This is a genomic window from Candidatus Thiodiazotropha sp. AKAK2, from assembly GCF_058244685.1.
On record NZ_JBSYOP010000015.1, the window covers coordinates 137086 to 153325 of the forward strand.

Annotated in this window: 12 protein-coding genes; 3 read left to right on the forward strand and 9 right to left on the reverse strand. The window is 50.1% G+C overall.

Features of this window, described 5'->3' with window-relative positions:
* Positions 1 to 170: 170 nt before the first annotated feature.
* Positions 171 to 2957 (reverse strand): caspase family protein, encoded by a 2787-nt coding sequence (locus tag AC4IE8_RS04515; protein WP_490790418.1) that lies wholly within the window; start codon positions 2955 to 2957, stop codon positions 171 to 173.
* Positions 2958 to 3077: 120 nt separating this feature from the next.
* Here AC4IE8_RS04515 and AC4IE8_RS04520 point away from each other — a divergent pair, with 120 nt between their 5' ends.
* Positions 3078 to 3893 carry an alpha/beta hydrolase family protein gene (locus tag AC4IE8_RS04520; protein ID WP_083226136.1) on the forward strand — a complete coding sequence of 272 codons (816 nt, stop codon included), beginning with the start codon at positions 3078 to 3080 and terminating at the stop codon, positions 3891 to 3893.
* Between the two features lie 4 nt (positions 3894 to 3897).
* On the opposite strand, the gene AC4IE8_RS04525 is transcribed toward AC4IE8_RS04520, so the two are convergent.
* A complete protein-coding gene (locus tag AC4IE8_RS04525) occupies positions 3898 to 5370 on the reverse strand; it encodes a serine/threonine-protein kinase (RefSeq protein WP_068993160.1) in 1473 nt (490 codons plus the stop codon).
* A 363-nt stretch (positions 5371 to 5733) separates the two neighbouring features.
* Here AC4IE8_RS04525 and AC4IE8_RS04530 point away from each other — a divergent pair, with 363 nt between their 5' ends.
* Complete coding sequence (locus AC4IE8_RS04530) at positions 5734 to 6891, forward strand: alkaline phosphatase family protein (protein WP_490790419.1); 1158 nt, start codon at positions 5734 to 5736, stop codon at positions 6889 to 6891.
* A 411-nt stretch (positions 6892 to 7302) separates the two neighbouring features.
* Positions 7303 to 7890 (forward strand): cell wall hydrolase, encoded by a 588-nt coding sequence (locus tag AC4IE8_RS04535; protein WP_068993154.1) that lies wholly within the window; start codon positions 7303 to 7305, stop codon positions 7888 to 7890.
* Between the two features lie 425 nt (positions 7891 to 8315).
* On the opposite strand, the gene AC4IE8_RS04540 is transcribed toward AC4IE8_RS04535, so the two are convergent.
* The 7 genes from AC4IE8_RS04540 to AC4IE8_RS04570 form a co-directional block, all read right to left on the reverse strand.
* Positions 8316 to 9047 carry a PepSY domain-containing protein gene (locus AC4IE8_RS04540; protein WP_490790420.1) on the reverse strand — a complete coding sequence of 244 codons (732 nt, stop codon included), beginning with the start codon at positions 9045 to 9047 and terminating at the stop codon, positions 8316 to 8318.
* Positions 9047 to 9631 (reverse strand): FMN-binding protein, encoded by a 585-nt coding sequence (locus tag AC4IE8_RS04545; RefSeq protein ID WP_490790421.1) that lies wholly within the window; start codon positions 9629 to 9631, stop codon positions 9047 to 9049. The genes AC4IE8_RS04540 and AC4IE8_RS04545 overlap by 1 nt, the downstream gene beginning before the upstream one ends.
* 59 nt (positions 9632 to 9690) lie before the next feature.
* A complete protein-coding gene (locus AC4IE8_RS04550) occupies positions 9691 to 10845 on the reverse strand; it encodes a hypothetical protein (protein WP_490790422.1) in 1155 nt (384 codons plus the stop codon).
* Positions 10846 to 10889: 44 nt separating this feature from the next.
* On the reverse strand, positions 10890 to 11957 hold the full coding sequence (locus tag AC4IE8_RS04555) for an imelysin family protein (protein ID WP_490790423.1): 1068 nt from the start codon (positions 11955 to 11957) through the stop codon (positions 10890 to 10892).
* Positions 11958 to 11989: 32 nt separating this feature from the next.
* The gene (locus AC4IE8_RS04560) at positions 11990 to 13126 is read right to left on the reverse strand and encodes a DUF1513 domain-containing protein (RefSeq protein WP_083226132.1); all 1137 of its coding nucleotides are present in this window, start codon (positions 13124 to 13126) and stop codon (positions 11990 to 11992) included.
* Between the two features lie 13 nt (positions 13127 to 13139).
* Positions 13140 to 14567, reverse strand: coding sequence for a di-heme oxidoreductase family protein (locus AC4IE8_RS04565; RefSeq protein ID WP_490790424.1), 1428 nt, complete (start codon positions 14565 to 14567; stop codon positions 13140 to 13142).
* Between the two features lie 150 nt (positions 14568 to 14717).
* Positions 14718 to 16202, reverse strand: coding sequence for an imelysin family protein (locus AC4IE8_RS04570; protein WP_490790425.1), 1485 nt, complete (start codon positions 16200 to 16202; stop codon positions 14718 to 14720).
* Between the last annotated feature and the right edge of the window lie 38 nt (positions 16203 to 16240).

A 16240-nucleotide genomic window follows, 5' to 3' on the forward strand; every position in this document is an offset into this window, starting at 1 on the left:
AACTCTGATAACCCACGATTCCGCCCATTCTTATGGGGGCATCACAGGTTTATTACGTTTTCTCACCCCAGTGTAGAGCGGGATCCAGGAGAGCCAACTGCCTGGATTCCGGCTTTACGCGGAATGGGGGATAAATCAGATTTTCCCTAAATGTTCAGCTCAGTGGCTGATTATCCTTGTGGTATGAAGAAAAATTCCCCTGCTTCATGTCCACCATGCTTTATTGGAGCATATTCAGGTATCTGGTCAATACCAAATTTTGATGCTGTCTGCTGAACTTCTTTGGCCAGACCGCGAAATAGAGTATAGGCCTCCAGTACGGAGTTGTTTTCCGATAGGGTCTTCAGGAACGATTTTGCGAACACTGAGTGCTTACCACCGCCCTGATCGAGTACCGGTTTCAGTCCCCCGGAGGTGAGTACGGTACGGGAGCGGGTCTTGGCCATGACTTTTAACCATTTTGTCTTGATCTCGTAAGACATGCCCACATCCAGTCTTGCCATGGAAGAACGGGTCAGAGAGCCCGAATAACAGGAATCGGCAACCACCAGTATGTGTTTGGCCGACATGGCGTTGAGAATGTCTGTGATGGCAATATTCGATATCCAGTTTGCTGTGCTGTTGGGTTCTGCATCGACAGGTAACCAATAACCACGTAGGTTGACCCGGTCGAGTTCACCATGACCGGCATAGTAGATCAGTAGATTGTCCTTATCGGTCAACTCCTCTCTCAGCTTATTCAATGCAGAGAGCATGTCGTAACGTGTGGCGTCCATCAGTACCGTGGTCTTGAAGCCATACTTGTCTCTCAGTAACTCGGCGGTCTGCTGAGCATCGGTACTGGCACTCACCAGATCGGGAAAACTGCTGTACTGGTTGTTACCGATCACCAGAGCGTGATACTCGCCAAAGTCAACCTCACCGATCAGTCGTTTTGTATCAGCGACAGGATCGACAGCCTTCTCGGATATCAACTGTGGTTGTCGTACATTACGCATCTTCGGGATCAACAGAAATTCCAGGCTGGTGCGCTGTCCCTTCTTGTCCACTGCGATCATTTTGACCGGTGTCTGATCGTTATCGACTTTGACCTTGGTGGAAAAGATACCGAGTGGGTCAGGTGCCTGGGTTTGATCATTGACCGTAAATGAGACCAATCCCGCCGGTGCCGACACCTTACCGGTGACAATCCGCTCTTTTGAGGCGGAACGCAGTCTGACACTGGGCACACCCCGTGTCAGAGCGATCGGCGGATCGAGAATCTCAATAGTCGGTCCGGATAGGGCTGCAGTTTGTCGCTGATTACGCAGGTCAGCCAGCTGGGTTCTGTAGCGTAGTGCCTCTGCTTGATAGCGATCGATCTTGACCTGTTGCTCCTGGATTTCATCCAGATAGGATTTCTCGGAGTCTTTGAGCTTCTTCAACTCAAGCTCTTTGCGAGCCGCTGCAGTCTTGGTGGAGACCAGCTCTTTCTGAGTCTGAAACAGCAGTTTCTGCTGGCGGGCCAGATCCGGATTGAGTTGACTGATCTGCTGCTGACTGAGTTCCAGCTGTTGCTGTGATTGAGTCAGTTTCGTTTTCAGCCCGTTGATCTCTTGCTCTCGACTGGCGATGTCCTGTTTCAGGGTTGAGCTTTCAGACAGCTTCGTCTGTTCCAGTGTCTGCAGGCGTTGTTCATACTGAAGTAACTCTTTTCTCAGTTTTGTGACCGCAACACCTTGCTCACCCATGGCACTCTCTTTGAGTTCCGTGTCTCGCTGCAGATTCGCAATCTGGCTCTCAAGCGTGATGCTCTTGTTGGTTGCTTCCAGCAGCGATTGCTGAGCCAGTTCCAGCTGGCTGCGTTGTTCCGCCAGTTTAGGTTGGTTCCTGGCGATCTCCTGATTGGCTTTTGCCAGCTCGGTCTGTGCTCGATCATATTTCTGCTTCAGTGCTGAGGCCTGGCTGGTTTGTTCGCTTAATGCCTGTTCCAGGGCCTGTTTCTCCTGGCTTGATAGTCGTAGCGCGTCCGACATCTCCTGATGCTGGGCAGTGAGGCTGGTCTCCAGCTGCTGAATGGCCTGTTGCTGGGATTTTACTGCCTGTTCCTGCTGCGCCAGTTTACTGCGGAGTTGTTCCAGCTGCTGCTGGTTTGAGGGGATCGAGGCGGCTGGTGCGGTCAGCACCGTGCGTGTCTCGATCTCTTTTCGGAGACTCAACATGCGCTGCTCGGATTTCGCCAGCTTTGAGCGTTCTGCACTCAATTGGCCTTTGGTGCTCTTCAACTGCTTGCGTAAACGATTGGTTTCGGCTTTCTGCTGTTGGCGCTCCTGTTTGAGCAGGCGCAGTTCAGTGCGTTCCGCCTTGGATATCTCAACCGAGGAGGAGAACTGCAGATTGTCACTCTCCAGTCCGGAAGCCTTACGATACCAGTTGAGCGCCTCTGCCAGATCCTTTTTGACGCCGAAGCCTTTTTCGTAGAGGAAACCCAGGTTGATGCGTGCCCGTGAATTGCCCTGATCCGCGGCTTTTCTATACCAGGCTGCAGCAGTCTGATAATCGGGTTCAATACCCAGCCCCTTTTCATAGATCTCACCAACGTAGTTTTGTGCCTCGGGATCACCTTGCTGGGCCTGCGGCAGCCATACCCGCAGGGATGTCCGGTAATCGGCTCGATCAAAGGCTACGTACTCACCACCGCGAATCTCACACTCTGAGGCCGTTGTTTTGACCGGTCTTCTGGGTGACACATAGGTCATATTGGAGCCCAGTTTACGTACCTGCCCAGGGAGTAGGCAGTCTACGATCAGGAGTTTGTCCGTATTACCGGCCAACTCTGACAAGGATTGCTGGGTCTCTGCCTTGGTTGCTTGAGACTGACAGCCGGCAAGACCGAGCCAGCCGCTGAGCAGCGCAGTGACCGCAATGGTAAGTGGGCTGAATTTGGGGGTTTGTTTCAGGGTGGGAAGTTGTAACATGTCATTTTCCAACAAGGATTTTATACTCTCTGCGATTAAGGATAGACAAATTGCATGATAGTGAAAACGAATAATCTCCAGACTATGACATATTCACGTTTATTTTGCGTTGCAACATTGATGCTCCTGGTAGCCTGTGCTTCGCCGAGTAAGCGATTCGATCGACAGGCGGCGGATTTGGGATTCGACAAACAGGAGAGGCTTGGCGACGGGTTTATTCATACACTGTTTAAAAATAAGGTCTCCCAGCACTCATCCCAATTGCATGTCTATCTGGGTGGGGATGGCACGCCCTGGATGGGGGGGAAGTTCATCGCGTTGGATCCGACACCGAGAGATCCGGTGGGTCTGCGCCTGATGGCCCTCGATGACAATCCTAGCGTCTATCTGGGACGTCCTTGTTACCATGGGCGATATAACACGCCTGCCTGTTCTCCACTGCTCTGGACCTATCAGCGCTACTCGAGTGCTGTTGTGGACAGTATGGCCGTGGTCATAGAGAAATTACTGGCGGGTGGCGGCTATCAGGATCTGGTTATGGTGGGATTCAGCGGGGGAGGTGGTTTGGCCATGCTGCTGGCTCCGAAACTGCCGCAAACTCGCCAGGTTGTGACTTTGGCCGGAAATCTCGATCTCGAGGCATGGACCGATTTACACGATTATGATCCGTTAGAAGGATCGATCAATCCCAGTGTACAACCGCCACTTGATGTCGCCATTCAGCAGTTCCATCTGGCAGGAGGAAAGGATAAGAACATTCCTCCCTGGATAATCGAGGCAGCGGTGAAGAAACAGCCCAACGGTCAGTTCATAACCTTCGAAGATTTTGGTCATGGTTGTTGCTGGGAAGAGATCTGGAAATCGATGTTGCAGTGTCTGGCCGAGTCCTGTGAATGGCGTCATCAGCAATCGCCAGCGATTTCCGCCCATAGATAGGCCGTTAAAATGTCTGTCGCAGCGCTTTCAATCCTTCATGTTGAGGCAGTTTTTCCAGGCCTCTGCTGATCAGAATTTCCGCTTGATCCTGTTTTCCGTCATCAAGCAGCTTCTGGATTGCAACCACCAGTTGATCTCCCAGACTGTGCAGGCCTTCCCAGGCCTGCTTGTTGTTTTCATGCAGCGCCAGAACCTGTTGATAGGCATCGTAGGCACTACTGCCCGAGGGTTCGATATAACGTCCCACCAGTCCATGAACCTCTGCCACTTCCAGCAAATCCTCAATGCGTGTGCGCTGTTCTTCCACCAAAGTAGATGTGTCTTCCAGAACGATTTCCGGTTGATCGTCTCCTTGACCAAAAAACAGTACTGAGACGAGAGCCAGTGCCATCAACAATCCTGCCGCAAGCGAGAGAGGATAGGCCCACTTGGGGAATCTGCTGTCCCGTCCCACCCTTGGGCCAGACATCTCCTGTAGAAATTTTGTGGCATTGATGGTCCGCTTTTCCCGCTCGAATTCGAGTCCATGGGAGATTGCCTGCCAAACCTCTTTTGAGATCTCCTTGGGTCGTTCAGCCTTCATGCCCAGGTCTCTGGCGTAGGTTGCCGGCTTGCGGTTGAAGGGGTGACTGCCTGCCAACAACTCATAGGCGACTACCGCCAGACCGTAAACATCATCCCGAGGATCGGGTGTGCCGTATTCAAGCATCTCGCAGCTGGCATAGGTGGGAGTCAGAGCGCCTAAAGAACCTGGATCGAATATGGTGGCATCTTCAACCACCCGGTCTGAACCCTTGGCGGCCCGTGCGATGCCGAAATCAACCACTTTCACCACATTCTTCGAAGTCAGGAATACATTACCCGGCTTGAAGTCGGAGTGGACGATATTTTCCGAGTGGGCATAGGCCAATGCCCGGCTCATCTGTTCAATGATCGACAGAGCCTCTTGGGCCGGCAGTGCTGAGGGGCGGATGCGTCTGATCAGATGGTCCAGAGGTTCCCCCTGTAAGAGCTCCATGGTCATATAGACATTGGGTCCATCCCGGTCGAAGTCGTAGACAGTGACAATATTGGGATGGGCCAGCTGTTGAGCTTTTTTAGTCTCTCTTTGCAGGGCTATGAATGAATCGGGATTGGCCTGGAAATCTTTTGACAGCACCTTGACCGCGATATACGGGTCTCTGTCCATGGCCTCGACCTTCCGCATGTCCTGTGCTTTGTAGACCACGCCCATACCGCCGCGTCCCAGCATCTCTTCGAGAACGAAGCGGTTTTTCAGAACCGAGCCAACCTGAACAGCTTGGATATTCTCCGTATTGAACTCTTCGGTTATCCCGGTATAGGTAGGAGAAGTGGTGCTTGCCGGGTCGGTGGTTGGACCTGTGACTTCACCCGTATTTTCGGTATTAGGCGAGCTCGTCTCTGCCAAACGGGTGGTATCATCTGAGGGGAGGGAATGGTTATCTTTGGTATCCATAATCCACCATGGTATTAGCTGGCCCGGAGTATGACCGAATCACCGATCGCTGAGTAGTGTGAAGCGTTTGAGTATTATTTTTAATTATCAACGAGTTACACCGATTGCTGGTGAGCCGGGCCTGCGAGTCGCCCAACTCGGATGATTCTGAAATTTCAAGCCCACTAAGAGTACCTAAAAACAGTTTGTGAAGCACGTTGCCGGGTTAATAGCACGAGTGAAGCTAAAATATCCAATTTGTATGAATTTAGTTCCGATCCGGCTGCAATAAGTCAGCTTCCCCCCTGTATGAATATGAATTGATACGACGAAGGGTGTCGGAATCAGGAAGTACAACTGCGTAATTCGGGTTAAACTAAAACTATGCATTTACCGGATTATCATGGCGGCAGCATCGTCAATCTGATGGCCTCGATCCAGCAGGGATTGGGCGGCGAACCCCACATCTACCCAGAACACCGTTTACTGCCCGCCGATCAGATCAGTCAATATCGACAGGTGCTGCTGTGGGTTATTGATGGGCTGGGACTGAACTATCTTCGCTCTCACCCTAAGGCCAGTCATTTTAACGCCAATCTGCTGGGGGGTATGACTTCCGTCTACCCGCCAACCACAGCGAGCGCGGTGACCAGTTTTCTCACCGGACTGGCGCCTCAACAACATGGTCTCACCGGCTGGCACATCTTCTTTGCCGAACTGGGAGCGATCCTGGCCATCCTGCCTGGCAGGCCCAGATATGGCGGCGTCCCCTTAAGCCAGGCAGGGATTGATCTGACGGCTTTGCTCCAGGTAAGACCCCTGACCGATTCAATACCCGGTTCAACAGCCTGTCTGGTACCAGAGAAGATTGCCAAATCAGATTTTACCCAATCGTTTCTCGGTCGTTCGAAACTGCTGACCCATAACAGTCTGGATGATTTAAAACAGAATATTATCGGCATGATGAAGCGGGCAGAAGAGCGCTATCTGTTCGCCTACTGGCCGGAGTTGGATACTCTCGGTCACCATCAGGGGATATGGAGTGAATCAGCAGAGCAACATCTATCAGAGCTTGACCACTGTTTCAGTGAAATAGTCCGCCAGTGCGAAGAGACTGGTACTCTGGTCATCGTCTGTGCTGATCATGGACAGATTGACACTCATCCGCAACGGCGTCTTTCATTGGATGATTATCCAGCACTGGCTGATTGTCTTGCCATGCCGTTATGCGGAGAACCCAGATCAGCTTACTGTTATTTGAGGCCAGATAAAAGTGAGCGCTTTGACCAATACATCACTGATCATCTTGCAGAGCAGGCAGACAATTATCGATCCGATGAGTTAATCGAGCAGGGATGGTTCGGCATCGGAGAAACCCATCCTCAACTGAAACGGCGGATTGGTGATCGGGTGCTGTTGATGCGAGAGGACTATATCTTAAACGACTGGTTGGTTCAGGAGCGACGCTATCAACTTGTCGGGGTGCACGGTGGTTTGAGCGAAGATGAGCTCCTGGTGCCATTGATTGTTGTTGAGCCTTAACAACCTCAGAATAATTTGTTCACCGACAGCGTACCGTCGTAATAGACCGCACTCGTATCACAGATCGAGTCAATGGCAAACTCATACAGTCAATTCGCTGCCAAAATCCGCGCATTCCGATCGAAACCTGATGGGGCAGGGCCTTTTAGAGGTTACCTGGTCGAGTTGTGACACAGTTGATATCACAACTGTCGGAAAATTTTACAACCGGCTCGAGTATTTACTTCAAAAAAAGTCCATAAAGTTTTTATTTACTGAAATAAATATAAATATGGCTCAAGTTGTGCATTAACTTATTTTCAAGTTGGCAGCGGCTTAAAAATAAACACTGTATGGATAGTGTTAATTGAATTTCGTTAAGGATGACAGAGAATGAAACCAAGAACAACGACCACAAGATACATTGCCTGTATGGCAAAACTTTTATTAGTGACGCTATACGCTTTCTCAAGCGGTGTGCAGGCTGCGCCTCTTCAAAAGACGACTACCAGCAAAGCTTCTGATGAAGATCCATCCAATCTTTGGCGCTGGTTGTTTCATGATTCGGCACAACAGAGTATTGCACTTTCCAACGAACTACACTGCCTTGCTTTGAATATCTACTTCGAGGCCCGTAGCGAATCAGCTCAAGGCCAGTATGCTGTTGGACATGTGGTGATGAACCGGGTAGCTCATCAGGAGTTTCCCAACACAATATGTGCTGTGGTCAAGCAAGGTGGTGAGAAAAGGTTGAATCGTTGTCAGTTCTCATGGTGGTGTGATGGACGTTCCGATAAGCCGATTAACCGTAAGGCGTGGTTGAAATCGCTGGTCAGGGCCTATGAGGTCTATCTCGGTCAAGTTAAGGATCCAACCTATGGTGCGCTTTGGTATCACGCAGATTATGTCTGTCCTAAATGGAGCAAGGCATTCACCGTGGTAACCAAAATCGGCCAACATCTGTTCTATCTGAAAGGCAAGCAGCCTAGCCTGGCGCTAAATCTCAATGCTGGACTCTAGTCTGAATTTCACAGCAGACGAACTATTCGTTTGTTGCAGCCTGACTTAGTATCAACCATTCTGTTCGAGTTTCCAAATGCGAATTGACGTCTTTTCTTTCACGTATATACCCATGGCTGTGTGGTCTAAGGACAACTATCGATGATTCGTGTTTTTTAGCTATGAAGTAGGGATTTAATTATACAATCTCATCAACAGGGACAAGAGCCACAAGAGATGTTTAATCATCGAATAAGCCGTTTGTCAGTCAGTGAAGATCTGTTCACTGTGTAACAGAGTTGCGGTTATTACATGAAATCCCGATTTCAACATAACACGCAGCATCGTGAACTGGAGTAACTGACACAGCTGATGGTGGGACTAAGCTGGATCTAACGGTTCTATTGTTGTGCTCAATGGCAGGTTATCAGGCTGAATGAATTGTTTTAGCGTTTACGTTGTAGCCACAACCAGCTTCCTGAGAGAGCCAGTAGAATCATTGCCAGTGCCACCAGATCATTGAACAGTGCACCAGGCATTTGCAAAATGCGACCGCTGTGTAGATCCAACAACAGCCGTTCAATGGTAATGCTGTGACTTTTGAAGTTCAGGTCAGCCTGTAAACTGGCGGGAAGGGGGGTTGCAATGCGAGCAGTCGTATTTGTAACGGTATCTGGTTTAAGCTCCAAGGTATCAGAGTGCAGTGTCTGCATTCCAGTCTCGGTGACAATGACCAACCAATCATCGTGTACGCCAGACAGAGCGCGCGTATTATCGGGCACCACATCATCCACGATTTCGATCAGTTCACCATCGCTAGTGAGCAAGGTCAACGAGGTGTCACAGAGTACAAACCAGATCCCCTCAACCATTTCTGCACCTTTCAGGGGCTCAGCACAAAAGCCGACAGATTCACTATCCCAGTAGAGTTTTCCTTGAAAAGCACTAATCCAACTCTCCGCTGTGGCATAACCTTTAATCTCTCCTACGAATTCGACCCCATACCAACTCAATATCCAGGGTGAAGTAATGGGTCTGGTATCCAAGCCGAATCGATTGGCGTGATTAATGACAATACCGGTTATAGCGATCAGTATCACAAACAGTGACAGTATGAACCCGATGCGGCGGTGCCAGCGCAACATAAACAGGCGCAGACTACGCTTGAAACTTCTCATTAGCCTGAACTGTCTCCATTCGGTTTAATACTCACAGCAGGGGAGGTCAGTCTCACCTGCCGACTAAGATAGAGTGCAGCCCTGGCAACTTTTTTCATAGCAATAACCGAGAGGGTTGCACCACTGATACTGTCGATGTGTCGATTGAGTCTCAATCGTTCAGTCAGCGAAGCACCAACAAACTGATCACTGAAAAAGGTCTGTTTGATTTCCCAACCTCGACTTTCACGGAACACCAGCACAGCGATCGACGCGATCTGATGGTTGTTTACCACCACACCGAAGGTGATGGGTTTAACCTTACCGATTTCGTTCAGAATCCAGGCTGTCTGATCCGTATTCTCATCATTTGTCCAATAACGAATACGCAATCCCGGGTATTTATGACCAAAAATATTTTTTAGTTTCTGCTTTACAGGCTTACTGATCCACAGTTTATGGCCAATATGATTGGCACCTAGATTTTGACTGAGGAAATCTTCTTTGCTCAGGTAGGAGCCTTGAGCCCACAACGGTGCTGCTACAGTGAGCAACACGGCAAAACTACAATAGGCTAAAAGGAGCAATAAACGGTTCAGACTCATGATGGCAATGAAATCCTCTGAAGCTCTCCCGGTGCGGTACTACCGCACCGGGTTTGCCGTTAGAACTGGTAGCCTAGACCCAGGTTGAAGCCATCACTGTTGCCAGCATCATCATTCTGTAATTGGTAATCAAACTTCAATACCACATCACTGTGTGGATAGTAGTTGAGTCCAAAGTCTGTCTGGGCCGCGTCCACTTCGGCCTCCTGAGACCAGGCGCTCTGGCGTATAAAGAAGCCTAATGCTTCCATGGGGCGCCAGGCGAGTTCGAGATAACCGCCGTCCTGTACATCTTTACCCGCCGCTTCTGCGGCATCGCCACCCAGGTCCCAGCGGGCATACAGACCTTTGGCCGTGAATTCACCCAACTGGTAGATGATATGACCACCGATCAGCGTGGCTTCTTCAGCATAGGAGTCCTCTGCACTTTGATCCAGGTCAGGCTGGTATTGTGCATAAGCGGCCACCTCCAGGCCTGCCATGCCGGTATAGGTGGCACGACCTGTCACAGCAAAATCGAAGGCATCAGCGAATGAGCCTTTCTGTTTGCCACCCTTGAGATTGAAAGGATCACTCTCGCCGGTTTTCAGGCCTTCGGAAAGCATCAAGTCGAAGCGTAGGGCATTGTTGGTTCTGTAGATCAGATTGACACCGTTAGACCACCAGGTGGTAGGGATAATCGTAGTCTCCACAATAGGACGCTCTACACCATAAAAAGTCGGCGGCTCATGGGTCTCATTAATTATGCCTATTGGCATCAGTATCGCACCAACCTGTGCCATTGTGCCCTCATATACATCAAACTCGATGAAGGCCTGCTCAAGTTCCACTGCACCACGCCTGGAGGAGCTGGCGATAATGTGCTCAACTTCAAGTTCGGAAACGAACCGGATTGAGTCAGAGAAGTCATACCCAAAGAAGATTACGAAACGGTGAAAGTCCAACTCTCTATCATCGACTCCATCCACATCCAGGTGATTGTAATGCAGTTCACCATAACCGCCGAGATGGACCTGGTTAGCCATACTCTCGTCCGTCTGTTGACTTCCCACGCTGTCGGCCATGGCTTCCAGTTTGGCATCCAGGTCTTGCTCCAGTTGATCGATACGTTCACGAAGTGCTTCGATTTCAGCTTGGTCATTCGCGTTCTCGGCAATCGCCGCACTGCTGAACAGGGTTGTGGCTAGCAGCAGAGAGTTTCCGATATGTTTCATGTCTATTTAGCCTGCCTAATAAATGTATGTTGTGCGATTGACGGTCAGTCTCCGTCACTGAAGTTGATCCCCAGTTCCACATCCAAGCCGTTGGGTATCTCCCGCTTGAAGTGACCGTCTAGATTGGCGATGTTTGTTTCCAGTAGCTCGGCATCCCGGGTATTGATGGCGGTGCGGATTGTGGCAATGGTCTCCCGGATAGCTGCTACCGAATCGCTAAAACCGCCAGCTTCCATCAAGCCGAGAAAACTGACCTCTGTATTCCCCTCCAGTAGTATTTCGATCTCATCGATTGTGGCGCTGAAGCCGTTCCAGGCGACCCCGGATAGGGTCGCACTGGTGGAAAGTACGTTGCGTTTATTCAAGTAATCCAGATGTTCCTGAACCGAAACCAGGAGCTGGGTGAGATTGTTGCTACCATCATCGAGCTGGTCATCAAGAAACAGAGTACGGTAAGACAGCTCGGTATCCTTATGCTGTAATTGCCAGCCCTGCACTACATAGTCTGCATTGCTGGCCAGCTGACGAGCTATACCCGTGAGAATCTCACACTTGCGAGGGTTGTTCTGAAAGTCTTCGATGATATCGTCCACCAAAGCGCTCTGAGCACCACCGCTCGCTTCGAAGGAGAGGACTTCCAGTGCCAATAGGCCAACTTTGTTAAAGGTCAGCTGTTCAAAGAAAGTTTCATCCAAACTTTCTGATCCGGTAATCAGGTTGTCGATCTCATCTCGTACCGTATTGATATAGTTGGTGCCACGTACCCGTAGACTGTCGATAAATGTGTATTTGGCAAATACCAGATCATCATTGAGGGGGCCAAAATTGTAATTCGCCAAGTGAAACCACTTTTCATACAGGTTAATCCAGGCGCTCTGCAGAACTTCCAATTCTGCGGTATTGATCGTGCTGCAAAAACGAACGGTTGCAGTATCAAAGGTCATGGCCTGGGTATTGAAGGCTGTAGCAGCAGGAATGACCGACTGATCAACCGCATATTGCAGGGCTAGATTCAGGTTATCGACTGTCAATTCCGGTGGGTCATTGGGGCGACTGCCACTACAGCCGCTGAGTATCAACAGGCAGAGAATAATCAGACTGGTATTTCGCATGGCGATAAACATCATAGGATTGACTTGGAGAGTTACCCTGTTGTGAGAAGCAGATGGTTGTCCCATCTGAAATCAGGGTGTTGGCGATGTGCTCGATCTTCTTTAAGGGTCTGTGCATCGAGCAGTCTCATCTGACCATTCGAACTGGTCAGGGCAAAATAACGCTGATCTTCTGTGACTGCGATGCCGCACACATCGTGCAGTTGGTGATATCCGAGAAAGGCCCCGTTATTCAGATTCCAAAAAAGTGCAATACTGCCTTTGGGGCTGGTGAATCCAACGACTCGACTTCTGTTATTGATCGCGACACTGCCAATATAATCGCGCAATTGCATCACTATCGCCGCTGGTGCTTCGAGCAAGCGTAGCGGATCACCGAGTCGATGAGTTGCGGTTAATGGCACCAGTGAATCGTGAGCAGCAGCCTCTCGCTGAAACTGCATTCCAAAGGCAACGGTATCATCATCGGCCACATCAAGATGACGAATGCTGGCTTTTGTCTCAGTGAGTCGATGTAAGGCTAGCCTTTTACCGGAGTAACTATCGATATAGCAGAGGTTTGAGGACATGCTGTCTAGATTGAGTTTTTTTCTACCACTGTCGGGATGGGTGAGTATGCCGCCATTGGCGACAACCAGTGTCTTTCCATCATTGAGCAGTTTCAGTTCATGAGGCCCAATACCGTGGCTGGAGATCTCAGCCAATAATTCATAGCTGTTTGCATCTCTGATGGCGATCAGACCTCGACCCGTATCGATCTCTGCTTCGGTGGTGTATAGGAGTTTTCCGTCAGGTGAAAAACTGCCATGCCCAAACAGATGCCGGTTGTTTTTACACACAAATGCCAGTCGATGATCACGGCTCTCCAGGTCAACCTCTATTGCCTCTGTTCCGGGACGACGGGCAAACATCACGACTCGGTTATGTAATGGATGCAGACTGACACCATGCCCACGGAACCCAGAGGGTATCTTTAGACTGTTGGCGTTATCTGAGAAAAACAGACCGATACCGTAAGTTTTGGCTTTATCCCCTTGTGCTGAAAGCCAGATATTACTTCTACCCTTATTCAGATGAGCGCCTGCAGCAAGAAGAGAGGAGGGCATAAACGCCAGGGTTGCCATACCTGATATGAGTGCTCTGCGAGATATTCCAGTTCTATTAACCATCTTCTAATACCGCTTAAAGGGATTTCACAAATTCAATCAACAACTGACGTTGATCCGCCTTGAGATTGACGAAATGTCGCCTGACTTGTTTGGCCTCACCACCGTGCCAGAGAATCGCCTCTTCAACCGTTCGGGCACGGCCATCATGTAGCAGGTTGTTACTGCCATTAACTGCTTCACGTAATCCAACACCCCAAAGTGGAGGCGTTCGCCACTCACTCCCGCTGGCTTGGTAATCTGGTCGACCATCAGCTAGATCAGGCCCCATATCATGTAGTAACAGATCTGTGTAAGGCCAAATTTTCTGTTTAGAGAGGTGGGGCAATTGGCTTGATTCAGCTGTGGTGTAATCCGGGTGGTGACATTGCTGACAGCCCGATTGGTAGAAGAGCTCCCGCCCTGCCAATACTGGCTCGCTGTTCCAATTACTGCGCTTGGGAACACCAAGATTGCGTAGGAAATCAGTTACCAGACTCAATAGATTGTCTGGGATTTCCACACCTTCTTCGCCGTTCCCATTAGCGGTTTTCAAACATCGGGTCTGTGCTTCGGTACAGGGTTGCTGCGGGAAAAGGGGGTTGGTAATACCGACATCGCCAGTAAAGGCTGCAGCGGTAACAATACGTAGGTTATTCGCCCGATTGGCCTTCAATCCAAATCGTCCCGGTACAGTCCTGGCTTGTTCAAAGTCCCAAACCTGATTGACTCTGCCTGAGATTCCATCACCATTGATGTCCTGTGGATCGGCAAGTTTATCGATGGCGGTTTGGGGGATCAGTTCCAGCAGGCCTGTACCATGGATAGGCGGGGAATTACGTAAGCTGAACATGGTGTCAGCATTCAATTCACCATACGCAAGTTTTGTGATACGGGGTTTCGGCCAGCGCAGAGTAACCTGTGTTTGGTCCGGGTAGGTGAAGGTCGAATGTTGCCAGTCGATATAGATATAGGCCTCGGGTTTAACCTCCTCGGCTTTCAGGCTCACTTTTTTCAACTGGCTTACCTGACGTAGTTGATGACTCAGAGCAACCGACTGGGTCTGTAGTTGGTCACCGTATACCGGTTCAGGCACCACGCCTTGGATTTTGTCTTTGCCTGGTATACTGATGCGTACGAAAGGTCCTATCAGCTCTCGATCCGGGCTCTCCGGAATCTGGCTGCGACCACCGTTGATATGGCAAAAAAGGCAGGTTCGTGCATTGTAGAGTGGGCCCAATCCATCCCGGGCAGTCGTTATGGTGGGAGCACGCACCCAGGGCTGGTGAGCCAGGGCCTTGCCAGCATGAAAATCCGGATGTTGTGCCTGAGGAAGATTTTCAACAGGCAACTGAAATGAGGCGAAAGGTTGGATTGAAACCGAAGCTTCACCTCCAGGTAGTGATTCTGACGACGACAGGGTGGGCGCCGCTGAGTTGCCGCAGCCGCTAACAATCAGTAGCAAGCAAGAACCTAGCGCAGCGCTTGTCACAGTTTTTGGGATAATGTACATGATTGGCAATTGATCGTATGAAGAGGCAAAGCCGGCTTTGCCCGATTACTACCGGTAGACAGATCAGCTGAAGCGGCTGATCTGTCTATTTACAACTACTGATCAGCATTCAGCGGATGGATCGCTTGTATCACACCCCGATGCATCGTCATCAACCACATTGCCCAGATTCAGTTCATCAGCAATTTGTTGAATCAAAGATGATTGGCTATTCAGGGAGATGATTGCCGGATACAGGGGATTGTCACTGGTTTTTTCCTCAGTGATCAGTACGTCTACCGGACGACCTGCCCGAGCGGCAGCATCAATCGCCACATAAGCGGATTCGGTGTCTGTCAGGGCGGTTTCGATATTGCTCTTCAGTGTCGTGAGCCCGGCATCCTGGAGGTAGTCATCAATGCCATAACCATCCACTGCATTGGTGGTTTCATCGTCAATACCATCCAGGTCGCTGTCATACCCGGCATAGACACCGTAATAACTGTTGGAAACTCCTTCCGCATTCAGCCAGATATCACGGTGGGTATTATCGGAAAAACAGGAGTGTTCATCTTCCTGGGAGTTGGTGCTAAATGCGATCTGCATACGCTCACCTGCCAACTCGCCTTCAGATAAGGTCCCCATCCCAGTAAGAATCTCAGCCAGCTTCTGTTTCGCTTCGGCTTCATTGGCCACCGAGGTGAAGGCAGTACGGTAACTGGCACCTTCGATCCAACCATCTCTAACCTGTTGCAGGTCAGCAATCAACTTATCTACTGCAACTTCCAGGTACTGGTGTCGGCGATCTGCAGCATCATTAGACGCCGTAGTGACAAAGTCGGATATGGGGCGTTGCCCCCCTGTTGCCAGATTGGAAGCGTCATGGGTTTTAACCGCCTGAGTTCTATCCTCCGGGACTGTAATCGTGGCGTTGTTATTGAGATCCTGACCCCATAGCAGGAATTCAATGGCATGGTAACCGGCAATAACATCATGTTTGTCATCGGCAGTAGCCGTGTTGGCCAACAGATCTGCGTTGATGGTAATACTGGTATTACCAATGATGTTGTTGCTGCTGTCGGTTTCAGCATCGGCTTCAGTAAGCGCACCATTACCATTGATGCCTGCTGCATTTGCAGTCACACCCACTTGGTCATCACCAAAATCATCGGCACTATTACCGGTATCCACATTGACATAGTCGATCAGTGCCTCTCCAAGAGGCCAGGCATTGATGTCACCTTCAGGGCCGTTTTCATCGCTGTAGTTTGTCGAGTCGATGGGGCTGAGGCGGAAACGGTAAACTTCGGTCTGACCGTAGGGCTCACGGGCTGCCAGCCAGGCATCCTTAGCTGATTGCAGGGTTGTCTCTGTGGGATCGGCACGTAAGGCGGTGAGGGCGGTTTTCAATGCTTCAGCTGTCGTAATGGCATCAGTGTAAACAGCTAGAGCGATATCTGCGTTCGTCTCCAGTACTTTCAATACATTTTCTATATTAATCAATGATGTAGTCGAATTGTTATCGTCGTCACTACTGCCACCACCACCTCCACAGGCAGTGAACAGGCTAGCACTCAGTAGGGCCGCGGCAATGGGTTGCAGTCTCATTCAGGTACTCCTAATCAAACTCAATTTAATACGGCCCG